This window comes from Butyrivibrio sp. MC2013 (assembly GCF_000424585.1).
Classification (GTDB): Bacteria; Bacillota; Clostridia; order Lachnospirales; family Lachnospiraceae; genus Butyrivibrio.
Genome location: NZ_AUKE01000015.1, coordinates 42,275 through 61,225 on the forward strand (window position 1 = coordinate 42,275; position 18,951 = coordinate 61,225).

An 18,951-nucleotide genomic window follows, 5' to 3' on the forward strand; every position below is an offset into this window, starting at 1 on the left:
GTATCAAATATCATATTTTTTAAGCAGCATATCCAGGGCCTCTCTAAGGAGGATGGCTTCGCCTATGTCCTCTCTTTTGGAGAGGCCTGCTAGGCGCTTAAGCTGATCCTGGGTATAATGAGTGGTCTTGGGGACCATTTTCTCCTCCTTGGCCATTGCTACTTTGTTGCGGCCGGCGGTCTTTGCCCTGTAGAGGGCACCGTCGGCTTTTCTGATGAGCTCTGCGCAGCGGTTGGCATCCTCAAAGGCTGTAGCCATGCCTATGGTCATGGTCATAGGACTCTTATCGGGGAGGAGAACATCATAATCTCTGCGCATTTCTTCAAGCTGCAGGAATATATCTTCCCTTTCCCTGGTACCTCTGAAGATGATACCAAACTCATCACCGCCTATCCTGAATACAGAGGCGTATTTGCCGGCTTTGGAAGCGATATATCTGCCGCTTTCTATTAGTATCCTATCGCCTTCTGCGAATCCGTATTCATCATTTACTCTCTTAAAATAATCCAGGTCTACCAGGGCTATGACTACAGTCTCGCCCTCTGCTTCGGCGTCACTGTCAAGGATCTCAGTGATCACTTTGTCAAAGGCATCTCCAATGGGAAATGCCAGACTCTCATTTACATCAGGATGCCTGCCGGGATCCAGCTTCTTGTGATCCTCAGGAGTAACGGGATGAAAGCTTTCTGTTTCCTTTTTCTTCATGATGATCCTCCTTTGTAGTAGTTCTTATGCGGTATTATTTTGGAAGTATTATTTGAGAAATAATATCTTATATAATTATTTGATATCACATGTACGTAAATATGTCAATATTAATATCATTAATTCGTAAAATATCTCAAAATGCGATGCCGGGCATAAATTGACAGCGGGTAAATGGCAATAAATAAGCCTGCCTCAAAGAATGATCTTTGAAGCAGGCGTCCCATAATTACTACTATATAACATGTATAGAACTGCATGAATGTGCACCTGTGATACAAAATGCTGCATTGTATCATCATAAACAGAAAGATCAGATGGTAAAGGTATTAACAAAATCCTCGATCTTCTTGGCTGAATTAAATACTGTGGTGGCGGATTCGTCTACGCCCTTGGAACTGTCAGCTACGCGAAGAGCGCTCTCTGCCACATTATCTACTGTAGCAGTGATCTCCTGGGTACTGGCCGACTGTTCCTGGGATATGGCTGCCAGGGAGGTAGCAATATCGTCAACCTTTCTGACCTTCTCGATCATATCAGTAACCGTATCATTGGTAAGATCCAGGTCCTTGAATATCTCTTCAAAGGTAGATCCGGCATTTTTTACCGCTGTAGCATTCTGCTCAATGGAGGACATATTCTTATTGGACTTCTCAAGGAGCTCTGAGATCTGAGCGGTGATGTCCTTGACAATCTGCCCGATCTGATTGGCCGAGCCGGCACTTTCGTTGGCCAGCTGTCCTATCTCAGATGCGACAACTGCAAAACCTCTGCCTGCCTCACCTGCTCTGGCAGCTTCTATAGAGGCATTTAATGACAGGAGATTGGTCTGGGCAGCAATGGAACTTATCATGCTGATGATGGAGTTGATGGTCTGGGCGGAGCTGTCCACATGTTCAACAACTGCTGCCATATCTGCCATGCTCTCTGACACGTCTGCCATACCGCTTTGGATAATGCTCATTTCATGCTGACCTTCCTTGGCCTTTGATACCAGGGAAATGACTGTATCGTTGCAGACTGTACCTTTATCCGCCAGTTCGCTGACTTCTGAAGCCAGGTCTGTGGCATTGGAAGCCAGCTCAGATACTGCTAAGTTCATGCCGTTTATGGCTTCTCTGATCTGGTGCATTGACTCAGACTGCTCTTCAGCCTGGGTGTTGAGCTTGCCTGAAGCCTCCTGGCTGTTCACTGCCTCGTCGATGAGATTATTGGAAATCTCTTTCATCTCACCCAAAGTACCGCGCATATGGCTGACGTAGTCATGCATGGAATTGTTCATGGTCCCTATCTCATCATTACCGCCCTTAGGGATATCCACTGTAAAGTCTCCGGTGGTTATCATGGATATATTATCTGTGAGACTCTTGACTGGACGGGATACGATATGCCTGATCATATTCAGGATCACGGCTGCTATCACAGCTATTATCACCAGCATCAGGATGGCTGCAAGGATCAGGAAGCTGTTCATCTCTGAAAGTACAGCACTTGCAGAAACGGAGCTGATAAGTGTCCATTCTGTTCCCGGAACGGAGTCAAAGGATACAAAGGTATCTCTTCCGCTGTTATCCTTAAATCGTGCGATTTCATCATTGCCCGACTTTACATAGGAAGCAGACCTGGTCAGAAAAGCATCATCAGAGTGCTCTGACGCAGAGGAACCGTTATAGGAAGGATCGGAATAGGACAGGATCATGTCACCGTCCATGAGCATGGTATGGCCACTGCCAAGTGGGGTAAACTTGGTGACTTCGGCTACGATGCCATCAAGGTTCATGTCAGCTGCTATAACGCCGAATCTTCCGTCAGGGAGTGTGACGCCGCAGGATAGAGTCACGACCATGGAATTGGTACTGCTGTCCACATAAGGAATACCTGCTATGAAGGTATTAACATTCTTACCCAGGATGTACCAGTCTCTGTCTGTGATTATATAGTCGGGATCCGGCTGCCAGCCGGAAGGATCCAGCCAGGTACCGTTTTCAAGACCTATGTATACACCGTTAGGCGCAAAGTCGTAGGCTGTAAGCGAGGGTTCCAGATATTTGACCAGGGCCTCATCATCCGGAAATTCTACAGTTGCCACTGCTTCACCTATGGTATTGAGATATGTCTCAAATTCGATCATTGTATTGCCCAGTGCAGCGGCATTAGCCCTGGACTCCTGTTTAAGGCCGTTGCTGGCCTGCATGGTGATGACAGAACTTGCCCTGCTGGTCAGGATGACAATTAACAGGACTATACTGATTATGATCATGGGGAGGATGAATCTTAGAAGCTTACCACTGACGGTGCCCCTGATCTTACGAAGGGATTTTGATTCAGGAATATTAGTGTTTTTCATGTAAACTGTCCTTTCTGCTTGGGTTTCCACATTATTTTTATCGGAATAATTTTGCTCAATAGTTATACTTAAAAGCACAAAACTATCAAAAAGAAATTCTTTATGAATGTGTTTGTGATCCCTGGTTTTTATGATGAAGAATCTATGCGAGAGTATTGGGAGATATCTGTTTTGCTGGCCTCTTGACACAAAAGCTTTACTTGTTGTATTATGTGTTTTGCTGCAGAAGCCGATATTCTAGCTATAAGTGCTTTCTGCATATCAATCGGGGTGTGGCTCAGTTTGGTAGAGCGCTACGTTCGGGACGTAGAGGCCGCAGGTTCGAATCCTGTCACCCCGATTTTTTTATGCCATTTTTTAGCTATATTTAGCCTGGGTCTTTTTCTTCAGGCGTAATCTTCCGATAAAGACTTATATAGATTATGCTCAGGGAGAAACGGGTAGGCATATTGCCCGGTGTGAAGGAAGAATATGTACAACGAAGTAGCCTTTGATCTTATTAAAGTAAGACTGGCTTATTTGGTCGCAAATGTAGTAATGGCAGTAATGGTTCTTTTGTCAGGCAGGTCTGAACTGATCTGGCTGTCTATTGTTACGGCCTTTGTGCTGTGGATCACCTGCTCTGATATGATGGATAATTATCCCAGGGCCAGAGTTTATACCATGTGCGCCTGGAATGATATAGTCGTCCTTGTTACCTCCTTTTATTTTGGTTTTGAATGTGGCTTTTTCCTGAATATATTCGCTCAGGTTCCTGTTTCTATTTTTTATGGATATGTGTATTTTGCGTCCTCGGGCAAGAAGTTTAAAGGCTGGATCACATGGGTTCTGGCCATTGCCAGTCTCTACATATCTCTTATCATAGGCAGGACTCACGTCCCTGTGGTGGGATTTACAAAGGATGTGAGCGTGGCAGTGTTTATGGTTAATTCAACGGCATGCCTAAGCTTTATCATATTTGTATGTGTCTCTATCAGGAACGAACTTATCCATGTGCAGGAAAAAAATATGGACAAGGCTGCGCTGGATCTGCTCACAGGCCTTAGGACAAGACGCCTCTTTGATGCGGAATTTAATGACAGAGGACTTAAGACCTCTGAAATCTGTGCCGCGATCATGGATATAGATGATTTCAAGAAATTCAATGATAATTACGGGCATAATGCAGGAGACAAGGTCCTGCAGACTATCAGTGATATCATCATGGAAATAGAGATCAGGAACAGCAGCTTTATGGCCTGCAGATGGGGCGGCGAAGAATTTGTGATCATAGCCCCTATTGAAAGCTATGATATACTGAAACATGAACTTGAGGTAATGATCAAAAATTTAAAGCTCACTGATATAGAGATTGGGGGTACAAGGCACAGAGTGACCATAACGGCAGGTCTTGCCTGTCCCGGAAAGGGGAGCAGGAATTCCCTGGAGGATCTCATAGGAAGAGCTGATGCTCTCTTATATCAAGGCAAGAAAGCAGGTAAGGACAGACTGGTAGAAGATACGGAACGGGGGAGATAATGGCAAAATTATATTTCAGATACGGAGCAATGGGGAGCTCAAAGACAGCCAATGCACTTATGGTGCATTACAACTATGTAGAAAAGGGACAGAATGCAGTACTCTTAAAGCCCGGAGTAGAGAACAGGGACGGAGCTACACTGATAAGGTCCAGGATCGGCCTGTCTGCAGAGTGCGTTATAATAGAGGATTTTCTTAAGGAAGCCAGGGAAAAATGGCTGACAGGTCTGGACGATGGTTGGGACAGACTTGACTGCTGCATTGTGGATGAGGCTCATTTCCTTACTGCTGAGCAGGTGGACCTCCTTGCTTATATAGTGGATCAGTATGACCTGCCGGTAATATGCTATGGACTCAGGACTGATTTTACAGGACATTTCTTTGAAGGCTCCAAGAGGCTAATGGAGCTGGCTGACAAGATAGAAGAGGTGCCCACTGTATGCTGGTGCGGCAGAAGGGCTCATTTTAATGCCAGAGTGCTGGACGGCAAGATTGTCAGAGAAGGTGAGCAGGTGATGATGGGAGGTAACGAATCCTATGTATCCCTGTGCAGAAGGCATTTCAGGAGCGGTGAGATTGGAGGCAGGCGAGAAAAAGTAGTCGGGAACACTAATGCCGGTGCAGAAAACTTATAAGCAGTACATGGCTGCGGATTTTCTTTTAAATGCCGGTGTGATGTCAAGGTAGATCCGGCTGGTTAAATTTGCCCCTTGTAATTTGTCTTTATAGAGGCTATTATTGTTTAGACCATTTGTTCAAAATCTGTTTTTGGAGCTTGGACAGATGTGCACAAATAAATAATCATGTCACGCAGAGTAGGATACAGAGCGTATATAGTGCCCGGTGAACAGGGAGTTGTCATCGGGACGAAGAGGGAAGCTTGTCATTATTCCCCGCGGTTCTGTTTCCGCATCCCGCTGCTGCACAAGGCTTATATAGAGGCCTCCCTGTGCAGAGAAGGAAACTGCATGGAAGGAGGCTATTTTTATGCAGAAAAACAATGTTCAGAAACTGGCAACTGCCGGCATGCTGCTGGCCCTCTCGGTGATCTTCGGCTTTTTGAAGATTCCAATCACAAATACTATGGAGATCAGGTTTCAGTCCCTGCCTGTAGCGCTTGCAGGTATGCTCCTGGGACCTGTGCCCGGAATGCTGGTAGGTGCGCTTACTGACTTCCTCTCCTATATTGTAAAGCCCACAGGTCCTTATTTTATGGGATTTTTGGTCAGCTACGCTTTGATAGGACTGGTATTTGGCCTGATAGCCAGGGTCTCAAAGTCCGGTGCAGGAATGCTCGCACGTATCATCTGTGCTCAGGTTATCACCTCTGTTTTTATTGATGCGCTCCTTAATTCATACTGGCTGAGCGTCCTTTATGGCAGTCCTTTTAAGGCAGTGCTTATCAGCAGGATTCCCAAAGAGATATTGATGTTCTTTATAAGCTGCGCACTGCTGTATCTGGTAGTTAAGCCTGTAAGGAAATATGCAGCACAGTATCTTCCATCTGATAACAAAGCAAGCAGAGCATAAGGGAGGTAAGGCCTTGGAATACGAAGAGGCGATAGCTTTTTACAGATCTCTTGATGCTTTTAATCCTGTAAAGCTTGCAAGAGGCGAGATCGTAATGAATCTTGAAAGCCTGACTGAGCTTTTGGCTCGTTTGGGAAACCCTCATAAGGATATGAAATATATCCATATTGCGGGGACCAACGGCAAGGGCTCTACTGCGGCTTTTATTTCCACTATCCTGACAAAGGCCGGTTATAAGACCGGCCTTTACACATCTCCTGCGGTACTGTGCTTTGAGGAGAGGATCAGAGTAGATGGAGAATATATATCCCGGGAGGATGTAGGGCGCTATACAAAGATCATAAAGGACAAGTCTATGGAAATGCTCCGGGACGGCCTTCGCCTTCCTTCAGAGTTTGAAATGGTCACAGCCATGAGCTTTATGGAATTTAGGGACAGCGGCTGTGACATAGCCGTGATGGAGTGCGGACTTGGCGGGATCATGGATGCTACCAATGTGATACCCTCCCCTGAGCTGGCGATCATTACTTCCATTTCCTACGATCATACAGAGATACTGGGTAATAGCCTGACAGAGATAGCTGATAAAAAGGCGGGCATAATCAAAGAGGGCTGCGACGTCCTCTTATATCCCCAGACAGATGAGGATGTAACAGAGCTTATCAGAAGGACTGCCAGGAAAGAGGGGGCTTCGTTTAATATAGCCTCTCTTCCAAAAGAGGAGAATATTCGAAGGAGTCTTAAGGGACAGAGCTTTGATCTGACTGCTTTGGGCGAAGTCTTTAATGACATGAGGATCAGCATGCTGGGCAACTGGCAGGCTTATAACGGAGCAATGGCTGTTAATGCAGCTCTTATCCTCAGGCAAAGGGGATATTCCATTCCGGAGAGCGCTATCAGAGAGGGACTAAAGGATGCCAAATGGCCCTGCCGCTTTGAGCTTCTTGGCTCTCATCCGTATTTTATAGCAGACGGCAGCCACAATCCCCAGGGAGTAGCAGCACTGGCAGATAGCCTTGAGAGCTTTTTTCCGGGGCAAAAGGTGATTTTTATAACAGGGGTTTTGTCTGACAAAGCATATGATAAAATGATGAGTAGGGTCATTCCGCTTGGACGGGCATTTATTACCATTACACCGCCTTCAGAGAGAGCTCTGGATGGTGAAAAGCTGCGGGAAGACCTGATACGCATGGGCGCAGAGAATGTGTCGCCTGCTTCTTCCATCAGGGAGGCTGTGGAGCTGGCTCTTGAGCTGGCAGGAGACAGCGGCGTTATATGTGCCTTTGGATCATTGTATTATATAGGACAGATAAGAGAGCTTGCAGATGAGATTCGTACTGGTCAGTAATTATATCAATCATCATCAGATCCCTTTATGCAGGGAGATCATGAATATTATAGGAGAGGGTAACTTTACTTTTCTGGAGACTCAGCCCATGGAAGCAGAGAGGCTTGCCATGGGTTGGGGCCGGGATATGGGTGACCTCTCTTTTGTTATGCAATATGACAAGGACAGCTATGCTGCGCTGAAGCTTATAGCTGAAGCTGACGTGGTGCTGCTGGGCTGGACTCTGAGCAGCAAGGTTATGGACGCATGTCTGGAGCGTGTGTCAGAAGGCAAGGCTCTGATCAGGATGAGTGAGCGTATATACAGAGAAGGTAGATGGAAGGCCATATCTCCAAGAGGCCTGGCAGCAAAATATCACGAGCATATTAAATATAGAAAAGATAATCTGTATATGCTCTGCAGCGGAGCCTATACAGCCGGGGATTTTCGCCTGATCCATGCTTATCCTGACAAGCTCCTTAAGTGGGGCTATTTTCCGAAGTTTGAAGAGGTGCCGGTAAAAGATGGATATAAAGATCAGGAAGAAGGTAAGCTGGGAGATAATATAGATGCAAAGATAAAATGCGTAGGAAATTCAGCTGCCAGCCTCGCCTATAGACCTGTAAATATCCTCTGGGCAGGACGCTTTATGAGGGGGGTCAAGCATCCTGAATATGCATTGCATCTGGCCGGGGCTTTAAAAAAAGCCGATATTCCTTTTAGCTTGCGCATGGTTGGAGGCGGAGAGATGAAAGATGAGCTTGAAGCCTATATCAATGAGAATGACCTTGGAGCAAATGTTAAGATGATGGGCTTTCTGCCTCCGGAAAAGGTAAGAGAGCTTATGAAAACTGCAGATATATACCTTTTTACCAGCAATCATCTGGAAGGCTGGGGCGCCGTGGTAAACGAGGCAATGAACTCCCGCTGCGCAGTGCTGGCAGGAGAAGGGGCAGGAGCGGTTCCCTACCTTATAAAGGATGGGATAAACGGACTGACCTTTAAGGGAGAAAATGAAGCCGAGTTTATAGCCAAGGGGGTGAAGCTTGCGGCAGACAGAAAACTTATATTAGCTCTTGGAAATGCAGCCTATGAGACTATAAGGGATGAATGGAACCCGCATACTGCGGCAGCAAGACTTGTTGATCTGGCTGGCAGCCTGGTAAATGGCGCTGCGTACACCCCTCCGCAGACAGGCCCCCTCAGCAGGGCATGATTTAATCGCAATCAGCGACATTTTTAAATTTGCGTGGAATGAGTGTTGCGAAACATTTTTATTTCATTTATATTTTTATTGGAAAAATAAGGCGTGGCACTGGCAAGGCGGTGCGGAAAGGAAGAAGTAGGATGGTTTCATGGAATAATCCCGATACACTTGAATCCTGGAAGAAGCTGGGCACTTTGAAGGATTCAGTAGATTTAAAGGCAGTTATGTCAGGAGAGGGCGGAGCAGATAGAGTCAAGAATTACTCTATTCCCATGCCTGCAGGCATGACATACAATTATGCAGCCAAGGAAGTAGATGATACAGTTATTGATGCTCTTGCAGCACTTGCTGATGAGCAGGAACTGATCGGTAAATATGAAGAGCTTCTGGGAGGAGCTGTTATCAATACAGGTGAGAAGAGACTGGTTCTCCACCAGCTCTGCCGCGGACAGCAGGCCGGCGATGTTATGGCAGACGGCGTTAATAAGAGAGAGTTCTACCTTTCTCAGCAAAAGCGTGTTGCAGAATTTGCAGAGAAGGTACATAATGGCCAGATCGTAAATGAGAAGGGCGAGAAGTTTACAACAGTAGTACAGATCGGTATCGGTGGAAGTGATCTTGGTCCCCGTGCCATGTATCTGGCTCTTGAGAACTGGGCAAAGAAGAATGGTTTCTTCAAGATGAATGCAGAGTTTATCTCCAACGTAGACCCTGATGATGCATCTGCAGTTCTGGGCAAGGTTGATGTTGCAAAGTCCATCTTTATCCTGGTTTCCAAGTCAGGTACTACACTTGAGACTCTGACCAATGAGTCTTTTGTAAAGGATGCTCTTACAAAGCAGGGCCTGGATCCTGCAAAGCACATGATCGCAGTTACATCAGAGACATCTCCTCTGGCAGGCAACAGCGGTTATCTGGATGCTTTCTTTATGGATGATTATATTGGCGGACGTTATTCTACAAGCTCTGCAGTAGGCGGAGCTGTTTTGTCACTGGCCTTTGGCGCAGATGTATTTGCCCGCTTCCTGGATGGTGCAGCAGCAGAGGACAAGCTGGCACTTGAAAAGGATATCAGAAAGAACCCTGCTCTTATGGATGCTCTTATTGGCGTATATGAGAGAAATGTACTGGGCTACGGCACTACAGCAGTACTTCCTTATTCTCAGGCTCTCTCCCGTTTCCCTGCTCACCTTCAGCAGCTGGATATGGAGTCCAATGGTAAGAGCGTAAACCGCTTCGGCGCAGCAATTGATTACAAGACAGGTCCTGTGATCTTTGGCGAGCCCGGAACTAACGGACAGCACTCCTTCTATCAGCTCCTGCACCAGGGCACAGATATTATCCCTCTGCAGTTTGTAGGCTTTAGAAAGAGCCAGATTGAAAATGACGTAGTGATCGAGGATTCCACCAGCCAGCAGAAGCTCTGCGCAAATGTAGCTGCTCAGATCGTGGCTTTTGCTCTTGGTAAGGATGATGAAGATAAGAACAAGAACTTCGAAGGAAAGCGTCCTTCCAGCATTATCGCAGGTGATCAGCTTACTCCCGAAGCGCTTGGTGCTCTCCTGGCACATTTTGAGAACAAGGTTATGTTCCAGGGCTTTGTATGGAACATCAACTCCTTTGACCAGGAAGGTGTACAGCTTGGCAAGAAGCTGGCCAAGAAGGTACTGGCTCATGATACAGACGGTGCTCTCAAGGCATACAGCGATCTCTTAAACATCTGACACTATGAAGATACGAGAGCATATTGTATTTAAAGGTGATGTACAGGGTGTAGGCTTTCGCTATACCGCAAGCCATCTGGCAGGGCGGCTGGGGCTTACAGGCTATGTGCGCAATGAATGGGACGGCTCGGTGACTGCCGAGGTCCAGGGACCAAGGGAAGCTATAGACAGCTTTTTGACTGATATACAAAATGGCAGGTTCATCAATATATACAATATGGACATCAGCCCGATGCCTGTAGATGAAGAGGAGAGGAGCTTTAAGGTCCTCTACTGATCACAGAGAGCGTCGCGGTGAAATGAAAATAATAAGAAGTTAAATAGAGCTCCGGAGGGGTATGATCCTCTCCAGGGCTCTATTTTGCTTTAACAGAGGTTAAAATTCGTAATATATTCCTAATATATAGATGACTTTTAAACGTATATATTGTAAACTGAAACAGTTAAAAAATATTTAATTGCAAAAGTTAAAGGAAAAGGAGACGATCTATGTCACTTGAAGTAGTTCACCTGTCCAAAAAATACGGCGATAAAACAGCTGTTGAAGATTTAAGCTTTAGCCTGAATAACCCCGGAGTATATGCGCTTCTGGGTACAAACGGCGCGGGCAAGAGTACCTCTATAAGGATGATACTGGGTATCCTGGAAAAAGATAGCGGAAGCGTATTGTGGAATGGCCGGGAGCTGGATCCTCACAAGATCAATGTGGGGTATCTGGCTGAAGAAAGAGGCCTCTATCCCAAGTACAGCCTTATGGACCAGCTTATGTATTTTGCAGCATTAAAGGGGATGACTCCCCAGGAAGCCAAAGAGCGTATAGAGCTTCTTGCCGACAAGCTGGAAGTGAGGGAATATCTCTTTCCGGAAAAGAAAGTAGGTAAGAGAGTAAAAGATATGACTGCAGATCAGCTCTCAAAGGGTAATCAGCAAAAGATCCAGCTGATGGCTGCACTCCTGTCAGATCCGGAGCTCCTCATCCTGGACGAGCCCTTATCTGGTCTTGATCCTGTTAATACCGACCTCTTCCGCAGCATTATCCACAAAGAGATTGATAAGGGCAAATATATCATACTCTCATCTCACCAGATGGCAGTAATAGAGGAATTTTGCGAGGATATCACTATTCTGAACAAGGGAAAGGTGGCAGCAGGGGGCAATCTCAACGAGATCAAGAAGTCCTACGGCAGGATCAATCTCATCGTCAAGTGTGATGAAGGCCTCTCAGATGTGGAAGCAGATCCGGGCATGACTGTCATCTCAGATACTCCTGACGGAGTGCACTTTAGAGTGCAAACAGAAGCTGTGGCACAGAATTATCTGGGAAAGCTCGCTTCTCTTGGCAAGACTGTTGTTAGATTCGAGCTTAGAGAGCCTTCGCTCCATGAAATATTTGTAGAAAAGGTAGGAGGCCATGAGATTGAAGAATAATGATTATTATGGCCTTGGCCGGGTCATTTCCTTTGAGCTCAAATCCAGGCTAAAGAGCAGGACCTTTAAGATAGTTATGACCATTGTATGCCTGATATCTCTCTGCAGCATGCCGGGGCTCTATCTCTTTGGACTATTATTTGGAGATGGGGCAGACGATGTTCCCGTTATTGAAGAGACTGTGATCGAGAGAGCTGCTCTATTTAACGGTATGGGTATAGAGATAGATCCTGTCTTTGACAAGGAGAGCATATACAGGAACGTGGAAGTAGATATCACAGAGGATGAGGATGGCAGCCTTTTTGAAAAGGCGTCAGTCTCTGAAGATGTGGCACTGAGTCTTTGGGCTTCATATGATGACCGTGATGGGATAGTGATGAAGGTAGCTGCTTCTGATGATTCCATCATATCAGAGGAAGAGAGAGAAGACTTTGCTTCCTGCCTGGGAGAAGCCATCAGGCAGGGGCTTCTTGATAAGTCCGGCATTACAGAGAGCCAGGCTATGAAGCTTGGAGAAGATATTGAAGTGGACGTACTGAAGGTGACTGCTGACGGCCTGGAAGAAGCCTACTCTGATACGGACAGGGTGTCCATGGATGAATACATGGGCTTCCTCTTTGCTATGATGTTCATATTTATGTTTGTAAATATGTCAGGCAGCTCTGTTGCAGGATCTGTGGCATCAGAAAAGTCATCAAGAGTCATAGAGTACCTTCTGGTCAATGCAAGGCCTCTGGCTCTTCTTGCCGGCAAGATCGTCAGCGCCATAGTCATATGCGTGATACAGATAAGCGGCATGCTGGCCTGTGGTTTTGTATCACAGCTCCTTCTTGGCATGGTAACAGCGGGATCATCCTCGGGAGCCGCTGCAGATATAGTGGCATCAGGTCTCTGGGCAGGGATCACGATTCCGAAGCTCATCATTAGTGTGCTTGCTGTCGCTGCAGGCGTTGCCTTCTATTCAATAATAGCCGGAGTATCCGGAGCATCGGTATCCAAGATCGATGAGCTGGGAGAATCCATGAAGATATATTCTGCCATGTCAGTGATATTCGTATATGTGGATATGGCTTTGTGCATCAGCATGCTGGCAGTTGGTTCAGGCAGTATATTTATGTACATCTGCCTCTTTGTGCCCTTTACCGGAGCCTTTATCATACCTGTACTCTTGCTGCTGGGTTATGTCAGTGAACTGCCTGCCATCATAGCTCTGCTTATCCTTATTGCTGCAGCATATCTGGCTCTTAAGATGGCTGCACTGGTATATGAAGCTATGATCCTCTTCCAGGGTAACAGGTTAAAGATAGGGGACATCGTCAAACTTGCAAAGCTCCGAGACAGCGGACGTAATTCAAGGAGAGGAGCGGATAAAGCATAATGAAAAACTGGCTTGAAGTATTTAAATTCACTCTTAAGCAGCAGATAAAGAATAAGCGCTTTGGCAGGGTGACAGTGATCATAGCACTGGTATTTTTGATCATAGGTCTTTTGTCAGATTGCCTGATGGCTGTAATGGAAAAGGACACCGGTTCGAAAGCCGAAGAAGAAAGCTCTGTAACTACTGTTTGCATGATCAACAGCAGCGATCTGCCTGATCCTGATACGGATATATTTATGAGGGATAAGGGCGCCAAATATAGGAAACTGACCTTTGTCTCTTCAAATCTGGACAGAGATAGCATAGTCAATGATCCATATATAGTTGAAGGCTTTGATCCTGCGAGGGGACTTGTTGTGGAGGTCACAGGAAATGAAGGAGATTACGGCCTGAATGTGATCATGCCTGCCTCGTCTTCCCTTGATAAGTCGGATGCCAGGGATCTGGGCTATGATCTTGACAAGACAATATTTGATTCCAGGCTGGATGCCCTTGGTATAGATGAGAAGAGCGCAAATATCATCCAGAGCGATGTGAGCGTAGAGATCATCAAAGAAGAGCCTGCAGCAGTGGAAAACACAGAAGACGAAGATGAGAAAGCAAAAGGAGCCTTGGCAGAAGTTCTAAGAAGCCTCCTTCCCATGCTGCTGATGCTGATCCTCTATATGATGATCATCTTGTACAATCAGAGCATCGGTTCTCTTGTGAGTCTTGAGAAGACCAGTAAGCTCATGGAATATATACTGACCCTCACTGAGGCTCCCGCAGTGATATTTGGTAAAGTAATGGCTGTAGCAGTATCTGCGGCTTTTCAGGTGACTCTTTGGGGAGCGTGTGTGGTAGCTGGCTTTGTAATAGGGGATCCCATTTCCAGGAGCCTTATAAATCCCGGCTATTCCAATCCGGCTGTAATGGTTGCAGAATCCCTTTTTGGTTCTGTGTCCCATATGGTATTTCCTGTTATACTGACCTTTATCACCTTTATGGCAGGCTTTGTATTCTTCTGTACCCTGGCAGCGCTTTTTGCTTCCTTTGCTGCAGAGCCGGAAGAAGTCAGCCAGACAGTGGGTCTGTCTACATTTGTGATACTTATAGGCTTTTTGGCAGACATGTATATCCCTATGATCAGCGATGCTGCTATTATCAAGAAGATATTGTATTTTATCCCTGTAACAGCTACCTTTGCTCTGCCCGGGGATATCCTTACAGCCCTTGTATCTCCTCTTGAAGGCATTATCTTTACGTTGATCCTGATAGTATGGGTTGTGGTATTTGCCATTATTGCGGGACGTGTATACCAAAACAGGGTGTTTGCAAACGGTACCAAGAACATTGGAAGAGAGATGCTTCGCGAGATAGGCAGCGCTATCCTGGCAGGAAAGGGTGGCAAGTCATTTAGCAAAGAAGTAGCTGAAAACGAGGACAAAGCCCACAAAGCATATACCATGCTGGGATTGTCTCTTGCAGTATATCTGCTCATTACCAATTACCTGGCAGGACAGATAGCCATGGTACTGGGACAGATGGCTTCAGCCAGGACGGGCGAAGGCGTCATGGAAGCTCTCTATTCCGGAGACCTGATATATGTCATCAATATCATTGCTGCATATTGCATAGGCTTTCCTGTATTCCTTCTGATGACCAGGGCTCTGCCTTCCTGCAAAAAGAAAAATGAGTCTCTGCCTTTCTGGAAGCTTGCTGCGTTCTTTTTTGCTGCAGTATCACTGACCTTTATCATAGCTATATTTACAAATATGGCTGCTGATTATATATCAGGCGGAGAAGCAAATAACAGCTGGGTACAGATGATATCCTCGGGAGAGAGTCTCCTTGGCAGCATCATGGCTGCATTTTTGGGACCTGTCATAGAAGAGCTGATATTCAGAAAGGTCATGATAGACAAGATGAGGCAGTACGGCTCATTCACGGCTATTATCCTCTCAGCTGTGGCATTTGGCCTTTTCCACTGCAATTTCTTCCAGATATTCTATGCGGCTGTGATCGGATTGATATTTGGATATGTATACGTGCGAAGTGGACGAATTCGTTATACAATAGTAATGCATATCCTCTTAAACAGCATGAGCGTATTTATATATCCTTATAGCGAGAGGCTCTTTGACATCGTCCAGAAATCCTGTATAGTACTGGGAATCCTGAGCATATTCCTGCTGATATTTAAAGGTGATATACATTTGGATAAGGAAGATAAGGAGCTCCCTGCTGCTCTGGGTATAAGGAGTGCATTTATCTCAAGGGGCGTACTGCTGTTCATAGCGGTAAGCGTGTTACTGACAATCTATACATTTATTCAATGATCGGAGCCTGATGTTTGATATGGCCCCGGTCTGACAGGAGCCATATCAATTGATGGAAGTAAATAATAATAATTCTAATACAGCTAATACTGCGTGGCCGGATATGTATTATCCGGCTGCCAGAAAAAGCTATAATCACATAGGCTGGACACTGGTAGCCTATCTTATTATCAGTATTGTGGTACAGGTGGTGCTGCTGATACTTGCGCCGTATTTGGAGAAGATGAACATTCTTGGATTCAGGACTGAGGATGAATCCCTATATACCAGTATTCTCATAAGCATGTATCTCATAGCATTTCCCATAGCATATCTTATAGGCAATTCTCTGCCTTCCTTTAAGCCATCCAAAGAAAAGGTGGGATTTTATAAGCTGCTGTCATATTATATGATGGTATTTCCCCTGTCATTTATCCTGAATATATTCAGCAGCTGGCTTGCTGATATCATCAGCGGCGGCAAAGCGGTAAATGCTATAGATGAGATCGCAGGCAGTGACTCCCCTTATGCCATTTTAATGGTGGTTGTGATAGGACCGCTTGTGGAGGAGCTGATCTTTAGAAAGCTGATGATAGACAAGACAGCCATATTTGGTGAAGCTGCTGCAGTATTGTTCTCAGCGCTGTGCTTTAGCCTTTTTCATATGAATCTCTATCAGACCTTTTATACCTTTGTCATAGGCCTGGTATTTGCATTTATTTATATTAGGACCGGCAGGATATGGATCACGGTGGTCTTCCATATGTTCTTTAATTTCTGGGGTTCGGTGGTCCCGACCATAGTGCTGAAGGCCGGAGATGAGATCATGGATAGCGCCCTTTCGGATCCTGCTGCTTTTGAGAAGTTTATCAGTTCGGGAGATGGGGTAAGCGTGGCCGCAATGGTTTCCTTGATGGCCTTTGACCTTTGTCAGCTGATCCTGGTAGTGGGCGGAATAGTATGTATCATAGTCAATCTGGCAAGAAAAGAGTTTACTTTTAAGCCTGCGAGAGCTCAGGTGAGTCGCCTGGTTCTTGCGCGTGCATCGTATCTTAATGCGGGCTTTATTGTTTTTGCTATTCTCTGCCTGCTCATGACTGTTGCGAATTTGTTTGCGTCCTGATAAGGGCTTGTAACAGGACTGCTTTATGTGGTGAATATATATGTCAGATGAAATGAATGAGGGCATGTCTGCAATAAATAAGCAGCTAGGCCCGGTGAACAAGGGTGCTTCTGCCAAAAAGAGGCATCATCATAGGAAAAGAAAAGGTACAGAGAGGTTCATGCCGGGAGGCCAGAGGGCATACGGTATGGTCTTGTCTTATGTGGAGCACATGAATCCCTATGACCTGATAATGCAGGATACGGAGCTTTTATCAGAGCTTCGCGGGGATCTGTGCTCTTTTTTGGAAAATCAGAGAGTGACCTATTTTCATGCTGAAGAGGATGTAAGCGAAAAGACTTACGACAAATTCCTATCCATGCTTTCTGAGAGAGGCCTTCAGATCATGCTCAGCAGAGCGATGAGGGGAGCTCTTTATCAGAGGATAGAAAAGAAGATCATAAACTCTTCCGAAGATGTGAAGGCATTTCTGGATTCCTGTGAAAGCCCAAAGCAGGGCAAGAGAGTAAGGACACTGATCAAGTCCAGAGTCTTTAATATGGTCATGGATCCTCTGGTAAGACAGCTCTGCAGCGATATGAGCATAGAGGAAGTAAGGCTCCATATTGGCCGTAATCCCAGGTACATGGAGGCTGAGAAGGCCAGGCAGGAGAGGGATGCCAGGGAAGAAGCCCTGACTGCCAATATCCTGAGGGAGATACCAGATCACTATCCTGATCTATACCCCGCTGCCAGGAGGATGAAGAGACATTTTATCATACATATAGGACCTACCAATTCCGGCAAGACCTATGATGCCATCCAGGCTCTTGAAAGGGCCGAAGAAGGAATATACCTGGGACCCTTAAGACTCCTGGCCCATGAAGTGTACGAGAGACTTACTGCCGACGGAGTGCCCTGCAGGATGAAGACCGGCGAAGAGGATCTCTGTCCTGAGGTCAAAAAGCATCAGGCTTCTACCATTGAGATGATGGATGCAGCCAGGCACTACAATGTGGCTGTCATAGATGAGATACAGATGATCGCCGACAGGCAAAGGGGCAGGATGTGGACTGCAGCTATCCTTGGCGTGTGCGCAGACGAAGTCCATCTCTGCGGTGCCCGGGAGGCTCTTGATATAGTGACCGACCTTATCGAAGACTGCGGCGATAGCTATGAGCTGGTACAACACGAAAGGGCTACAAAGCTCATAGTGGAAAGTGACAGATTTGTATTTCCTGATAATGTGCAGGACAAGGACGCTTTGATAGTATTCAGTAAGCGCAATGTGCTGGCCTGCGCAGCAGAGCTCCAGAGCCGGGGCATATCCTGTTCTATCATATACGGAGCTCTTCCCTATGATGTGCGCAAGGAAGAGGTCAGGAAGTTTGCAGAAGGTGAGAACAAGGTGGTAGTAGCCACTGATGCCATAGGAATGGGCATGAACCTGCCTATTCGAAGAGTGGTATTTTTGGAGTCGGAGAAATTCGACGGTGTTGTAAAGAGGGTCCTTTCTACTCAGGAGATACTCCAGATAGGTGGAAGGGCCGGCAGACGCGGCCTTTTTGATACAGGCTATGTCAATGCCGAGTTCCGTAAGGGCCTTATCAAGAAAGCTTTTGTGTCTGAAGTTGAGCCTATAGAGAGGGTAGCCCTGCCCTTCCCCGAGTCTCTTCTTGGCCTTGAGGGCAAGCTCTCTGATATATTTGCCAAATGGGGTGCTATACAGGAGGAAAATGATGAGTTTGACAAGGCGGATCTGTCCGTAGAGATCAAGCTATGTAAATTCCTGGAGCAAAAGACTGATGATAAGGAGCTGATCTACAAATTTATAACAGTTCCCTTTGATGAAGACAATGTGATCCTATTTGGTATATGGGAAGAAATGGTGGACTGCGAGATAGAGGGCGAAGTCTTTGATTACAGAAGGGCCATGCCTGAAGTCTCCATGAAGGAGAACAGCTATGGTCCGGGAGACCTGTCCCTTTTGGAAGACTATTATCAGATATGTGACCTTATATGCTATTATCTGACCAGGTTTGGTGAGCCTGAGGACTATGATGAAGTAAGTGAGCTGCGTTCTGTGGTGGCAGTCAGGATCATGGAGGTACTCTCCAGGCAGGAGCTCCAGGGCAGGAAGTGCCGCCGCTGCGGCAAGCCCATTAAATGGAACTATCCCTATAATATATGTGAGAATTGTTACGCATCCTCAAGGACCATATGGTATTGAGATAGTATATTACATTATAAGATCTCCCAAAAATGCTTTGAAAGGCGATTTTGGGAGATTTTTTGCTGATAAATATATTTTTTGTAACATTTTTGCAATAATTACTGGACAAAACCAAAAGTATATTGTAATATACTATTAGTTGATGCGGCTCGTAT

The 18,951-nt window shown here is 46.0% G+C and carries 14 protein-coding genes, 1 tRNA gene and 1 riboswitch; of the genes, 13 read left to right on the forward strand and 2 right to left on the reverse strand.

The features are described 5' to 3' along the window. Positions 1-3: 3 nt before the first annotated feature. Positions 4-705, reverse strand: a complete 702-nt coding sequence (locus G636_RS18105) for a diguanylate cyclase (RefSeq protein ID WP_051226852.1) — start codon at positions 703-705, stop codon at positions 4-6. Between the two features lie 313 nt (positions 706-1,018). After that, positions 1,019-3,052 (reverse strand): methyl-accepting chemotaxis protein, encoded by a 2,034-nt coding sequence (locus G636_RS0110015; protein ID WP_026507946.1) that lies wholly within the window; start codon positions 3,050-3,052, stop codon positions 1,019-1,021. A gap of 266 nt (positions 3,053-3,318) precedes the next feature. Here G636_RS0110015 and G636_RS0110020 point away from each other — a divergent pair. The 13 genes from G636_RS0110020 to G636_RS18125 all read left to right on the forward strand — a co-directional run bounded on the left by G636_RS0110020 (position 3,319) and on the right by G636_RS18125 (position 18,793). Beyond that, a tRNA-Pro gene (locus G636_RS0110020) sits at positions 3,319-3,392 on the forward strand. Between the two features lie 131 nt (positions 3,393-3,523). After that, positions 3,524-4,570 carry a GGDEF domain-containing protein gene (locus G636_RS0110025; RefSeq protein ID WP_026507947.1) on the forward strand — a complete coding sequence of 349 codons (1,047 nt, stop codon included), beginning with the start codon at positions 3,524-3,526 and terminating at the stop codon, positions 4,568-4,570. Beyond that, a complete protein-coding gene (locus tag G636_RS0110030; RefSeq protein ID WP_026507948.1) occupies positions 4,570-5,205 on the forward strand; it encodes a thymidine kinase in 636 nt (211 codons plus the stop codon). Before G636_RS0110025 ends, G636_RS0110030 begins: the two co-directional genes overlap by 1 nt. Before the next feature lie 174 nt (positions 5,206-5,379). Continuing rightward, positions 5,380-5,492: riboswitch (THF riboswitch) on the forward strand. A gap of 65 nt (positions 5,493-5,557) precedes the next feature. Continuing rightward, the gene (locus tag G636_RS18110; RefSeq protein ID WP_051226855.1) at positions 5,558-6,100 is read left to right on the forward strand and encodes a folate family ECF transporter S component; all 543 of its coding nucleotides are present in this window, start codon (positions 5,558-5,560) and stop codon (positions 6,098-6,100) included. Between the two features lie 13 nt (positions 6,101-6,113). Further along, positions 6,114-7,448, forward strand: a complete 1,335-nt coding sequence (locus tag G636_RS18115; protein ID WP_196803084.1) for a bifunctional folylpolyglutamate synthase/dihydrofolate synthase — start codon at positions 6,114-6,116, stop codon at positions 7,446-7,448. Beyond that, positions 7,426-8,643, forward strand: a complete 1,218-nt coding sequence (locus G636_RS18120; protein WP_051226859.1) for a glycosyltransferase family 4 protein — start codon at positions 7,426-7,428, stop codon at positions 8,641-8,643. Before G636_RS18115 ends, G636_RS18120 begins: the two co-directional genes overlap by 23 nt. A 131-nt stretch (positions 8,644-8,774) precedes the next feature. Beyond that, positions 8,775-10,358, forward strand: a complete 1,584-nt coding sequence (locus G636_RS0110050; protein ID WP_026507949.1) for a glucose-6-phosphate isomerase — start codon at positions 8,775-8,777, stop codon at positions 10,356-10,358. A gap of 4 nt (positions 10,359-10,362) precedes the next feature. Further along, positions 10,363-10,635 (forward strand): acylphosphatase, encoded by a 273-nt coding sequence (locus tag G636_RS0110055; RefSeq protein WP_026507950.1) that lies wholly within the window; start codon positions 10,363-10,365, stop codon positions 10,633-10,635. Positions 10,636-10,847: 212 nt separating this feature from the next. Then, positions 10,848-11,786 (forward strand): ABC transporter ATP-binding protein, encoded by a 939-nt coding sequence (locus G636_RS0110060; protein ID WP_026507951.1) that lies wholly within the window; start codon positions 10,848-10,850, stop codon positions 11,784-11,786. After that, positions 11,776-13,164, forward strand: coding sequence for an ABC transporter permease (locus G636_RS0110065; RefSeq protein WP_196803085.1), 1,389 nt, complete (start codon positions 11,776-11,778; stop codon positions 13,162-13,164). The genes G636_RS0110060 and G636_RS0110065 overlap by 11 nt, the downstream gene beginning before the upstream one ends. Continuing rightward, positions 13,164-15,482 (forward strand): CPBP family glutamic-type intramembrane protease, encoded by a 2,319-nt coding sequence (locus tag G636_RS0110070; RefSeq protein WP_026507953.1) that lies wholly within the window; start codon positions 13,164-13,166, stop codon positions 15,480-15,482. Before G636_RS0110065 ends, G636_RS0110070 begins: the two co-directional genes overlap by 1 nt. 52 nt (positions 15,483-15,534) lie before the next feature. Further along, the gene (locus G636_RS0110075; RefSeq protein WP_026507954.1) at positions 15,535-16,584 is read left to right on the forward strand and encodes a CPBP family intramembrane glutamic endopeptidase; all 1,050 of its coding nucleotides are present in this window, start codon (positions 15,535-15,537) and stop codon (positions 16,582-16,584) included. A gap of 40 nt (positions 16,585-16,624) precedes the next feature. Further along, positions 16,625-18,793 carry a helicase-related protein gene (locus tag G636_RS18125; RefSeq protein ID WP_051226861.1) on the forward strand — a complete coding sequence of 723 codons (2,169 nt, stop codon included), beginning with the start codon at positions 16,625-16,627 and terminating at the stop codon, positions 18,791-18,793. The last annotated feature ends 158 nt before the right edge of the window (positions 18,794-18,951 follow it).

What these genes read in the sequence shown, in the direction of transcription:
- G636_RS18105 (WP_051226852.1), bottom strand. Translation starts at nt 705, where the DNA reads ATGAAGAAAAAGGAAACAGAAAGCTTTCATCCCGTTACTCCTGAGGAT.
- G636_RS0110015 (WP_026507946.1), bottom strand. Translation starts at nt 3,052, where the DNA reads ATGAAAAACACTAATATTCCTGAATCAAAATCCCTTCGTAAGATCAGG.
- G636_RS0110025 (WP_026507947.1), top strand. Translation starts at nt 3,524, where the DNA reads ATGTACAACGAAGTAGCCTTTGATCTTATTAAAGTAAGACTGGCTTAT.
- G636_RS0110030 (WP_026507948.1), top strand. Translation starts at nt 4,570, where the DNA reads ATGGCAAAATTATATTTCAGATACGGAGCAATGGGGAGCTCAAAGACA.
- G636_RS18110 (WP_051226855.1), top strand. Translation starts at nt 5,558, where the DNA reads ATGCAGAAAAACAATGTTCAGAAACTGGCAACTGCCGGCATGCTGCTG.
- G636_RS18120 (WP_051226859.1), top strand. Translation starts at nt 7,426, where the DNA reads ATGAGATTCGTACTGGTCAGTAATTATATCAATCATCATCAGATCCCT.
- G636_RS0110050 (WP_026507949.1), top strand. Translation starts at nt 8,775, where the DNA reads ATGGTTTCATGGAATAATCCCGATACACTTGAATCCTGGAAGAAGCTG.
- G636_RS0110055 (WP_026507950.1), top strand. Translation starts at nt 10,363, where the DNA reads ATGAAGATACGAGAGCATATTGTATTTAAAGGTGATGTACAGGGTGTA.
- G636_RS0110060 (WP_026507951.1), top strand. Translation starts at nt 10,848, where the DNA reads ATGTCACTTGAAGTAGTTCACCTGTCCAAAAAATACGGCGATAAAACA.
- G636_RS0110070 (WP_026507953.1), top strand. Translation starts at nt 13,164, where the DNA reads ATGAAAAACTGGCTTGAAGTATTTAAATTCACTCTTAAGCAGCAGATA.
- G636_RS0110075 (WP_026507954.1), top strand. Translation starts at nt 15,535, where the DNA reads ATGGAAGTAAATAATAATAATTCTAATACAGCTAATACTGCGTGGCCG.
- G636_RS18125 (WP_051226861.1), top strand. Translation starts at nt 16,625, where the DNA reads ATGTCAGATGAAATGAATGAGGGCATGTCTGCAATAAATAAGCAGCTA.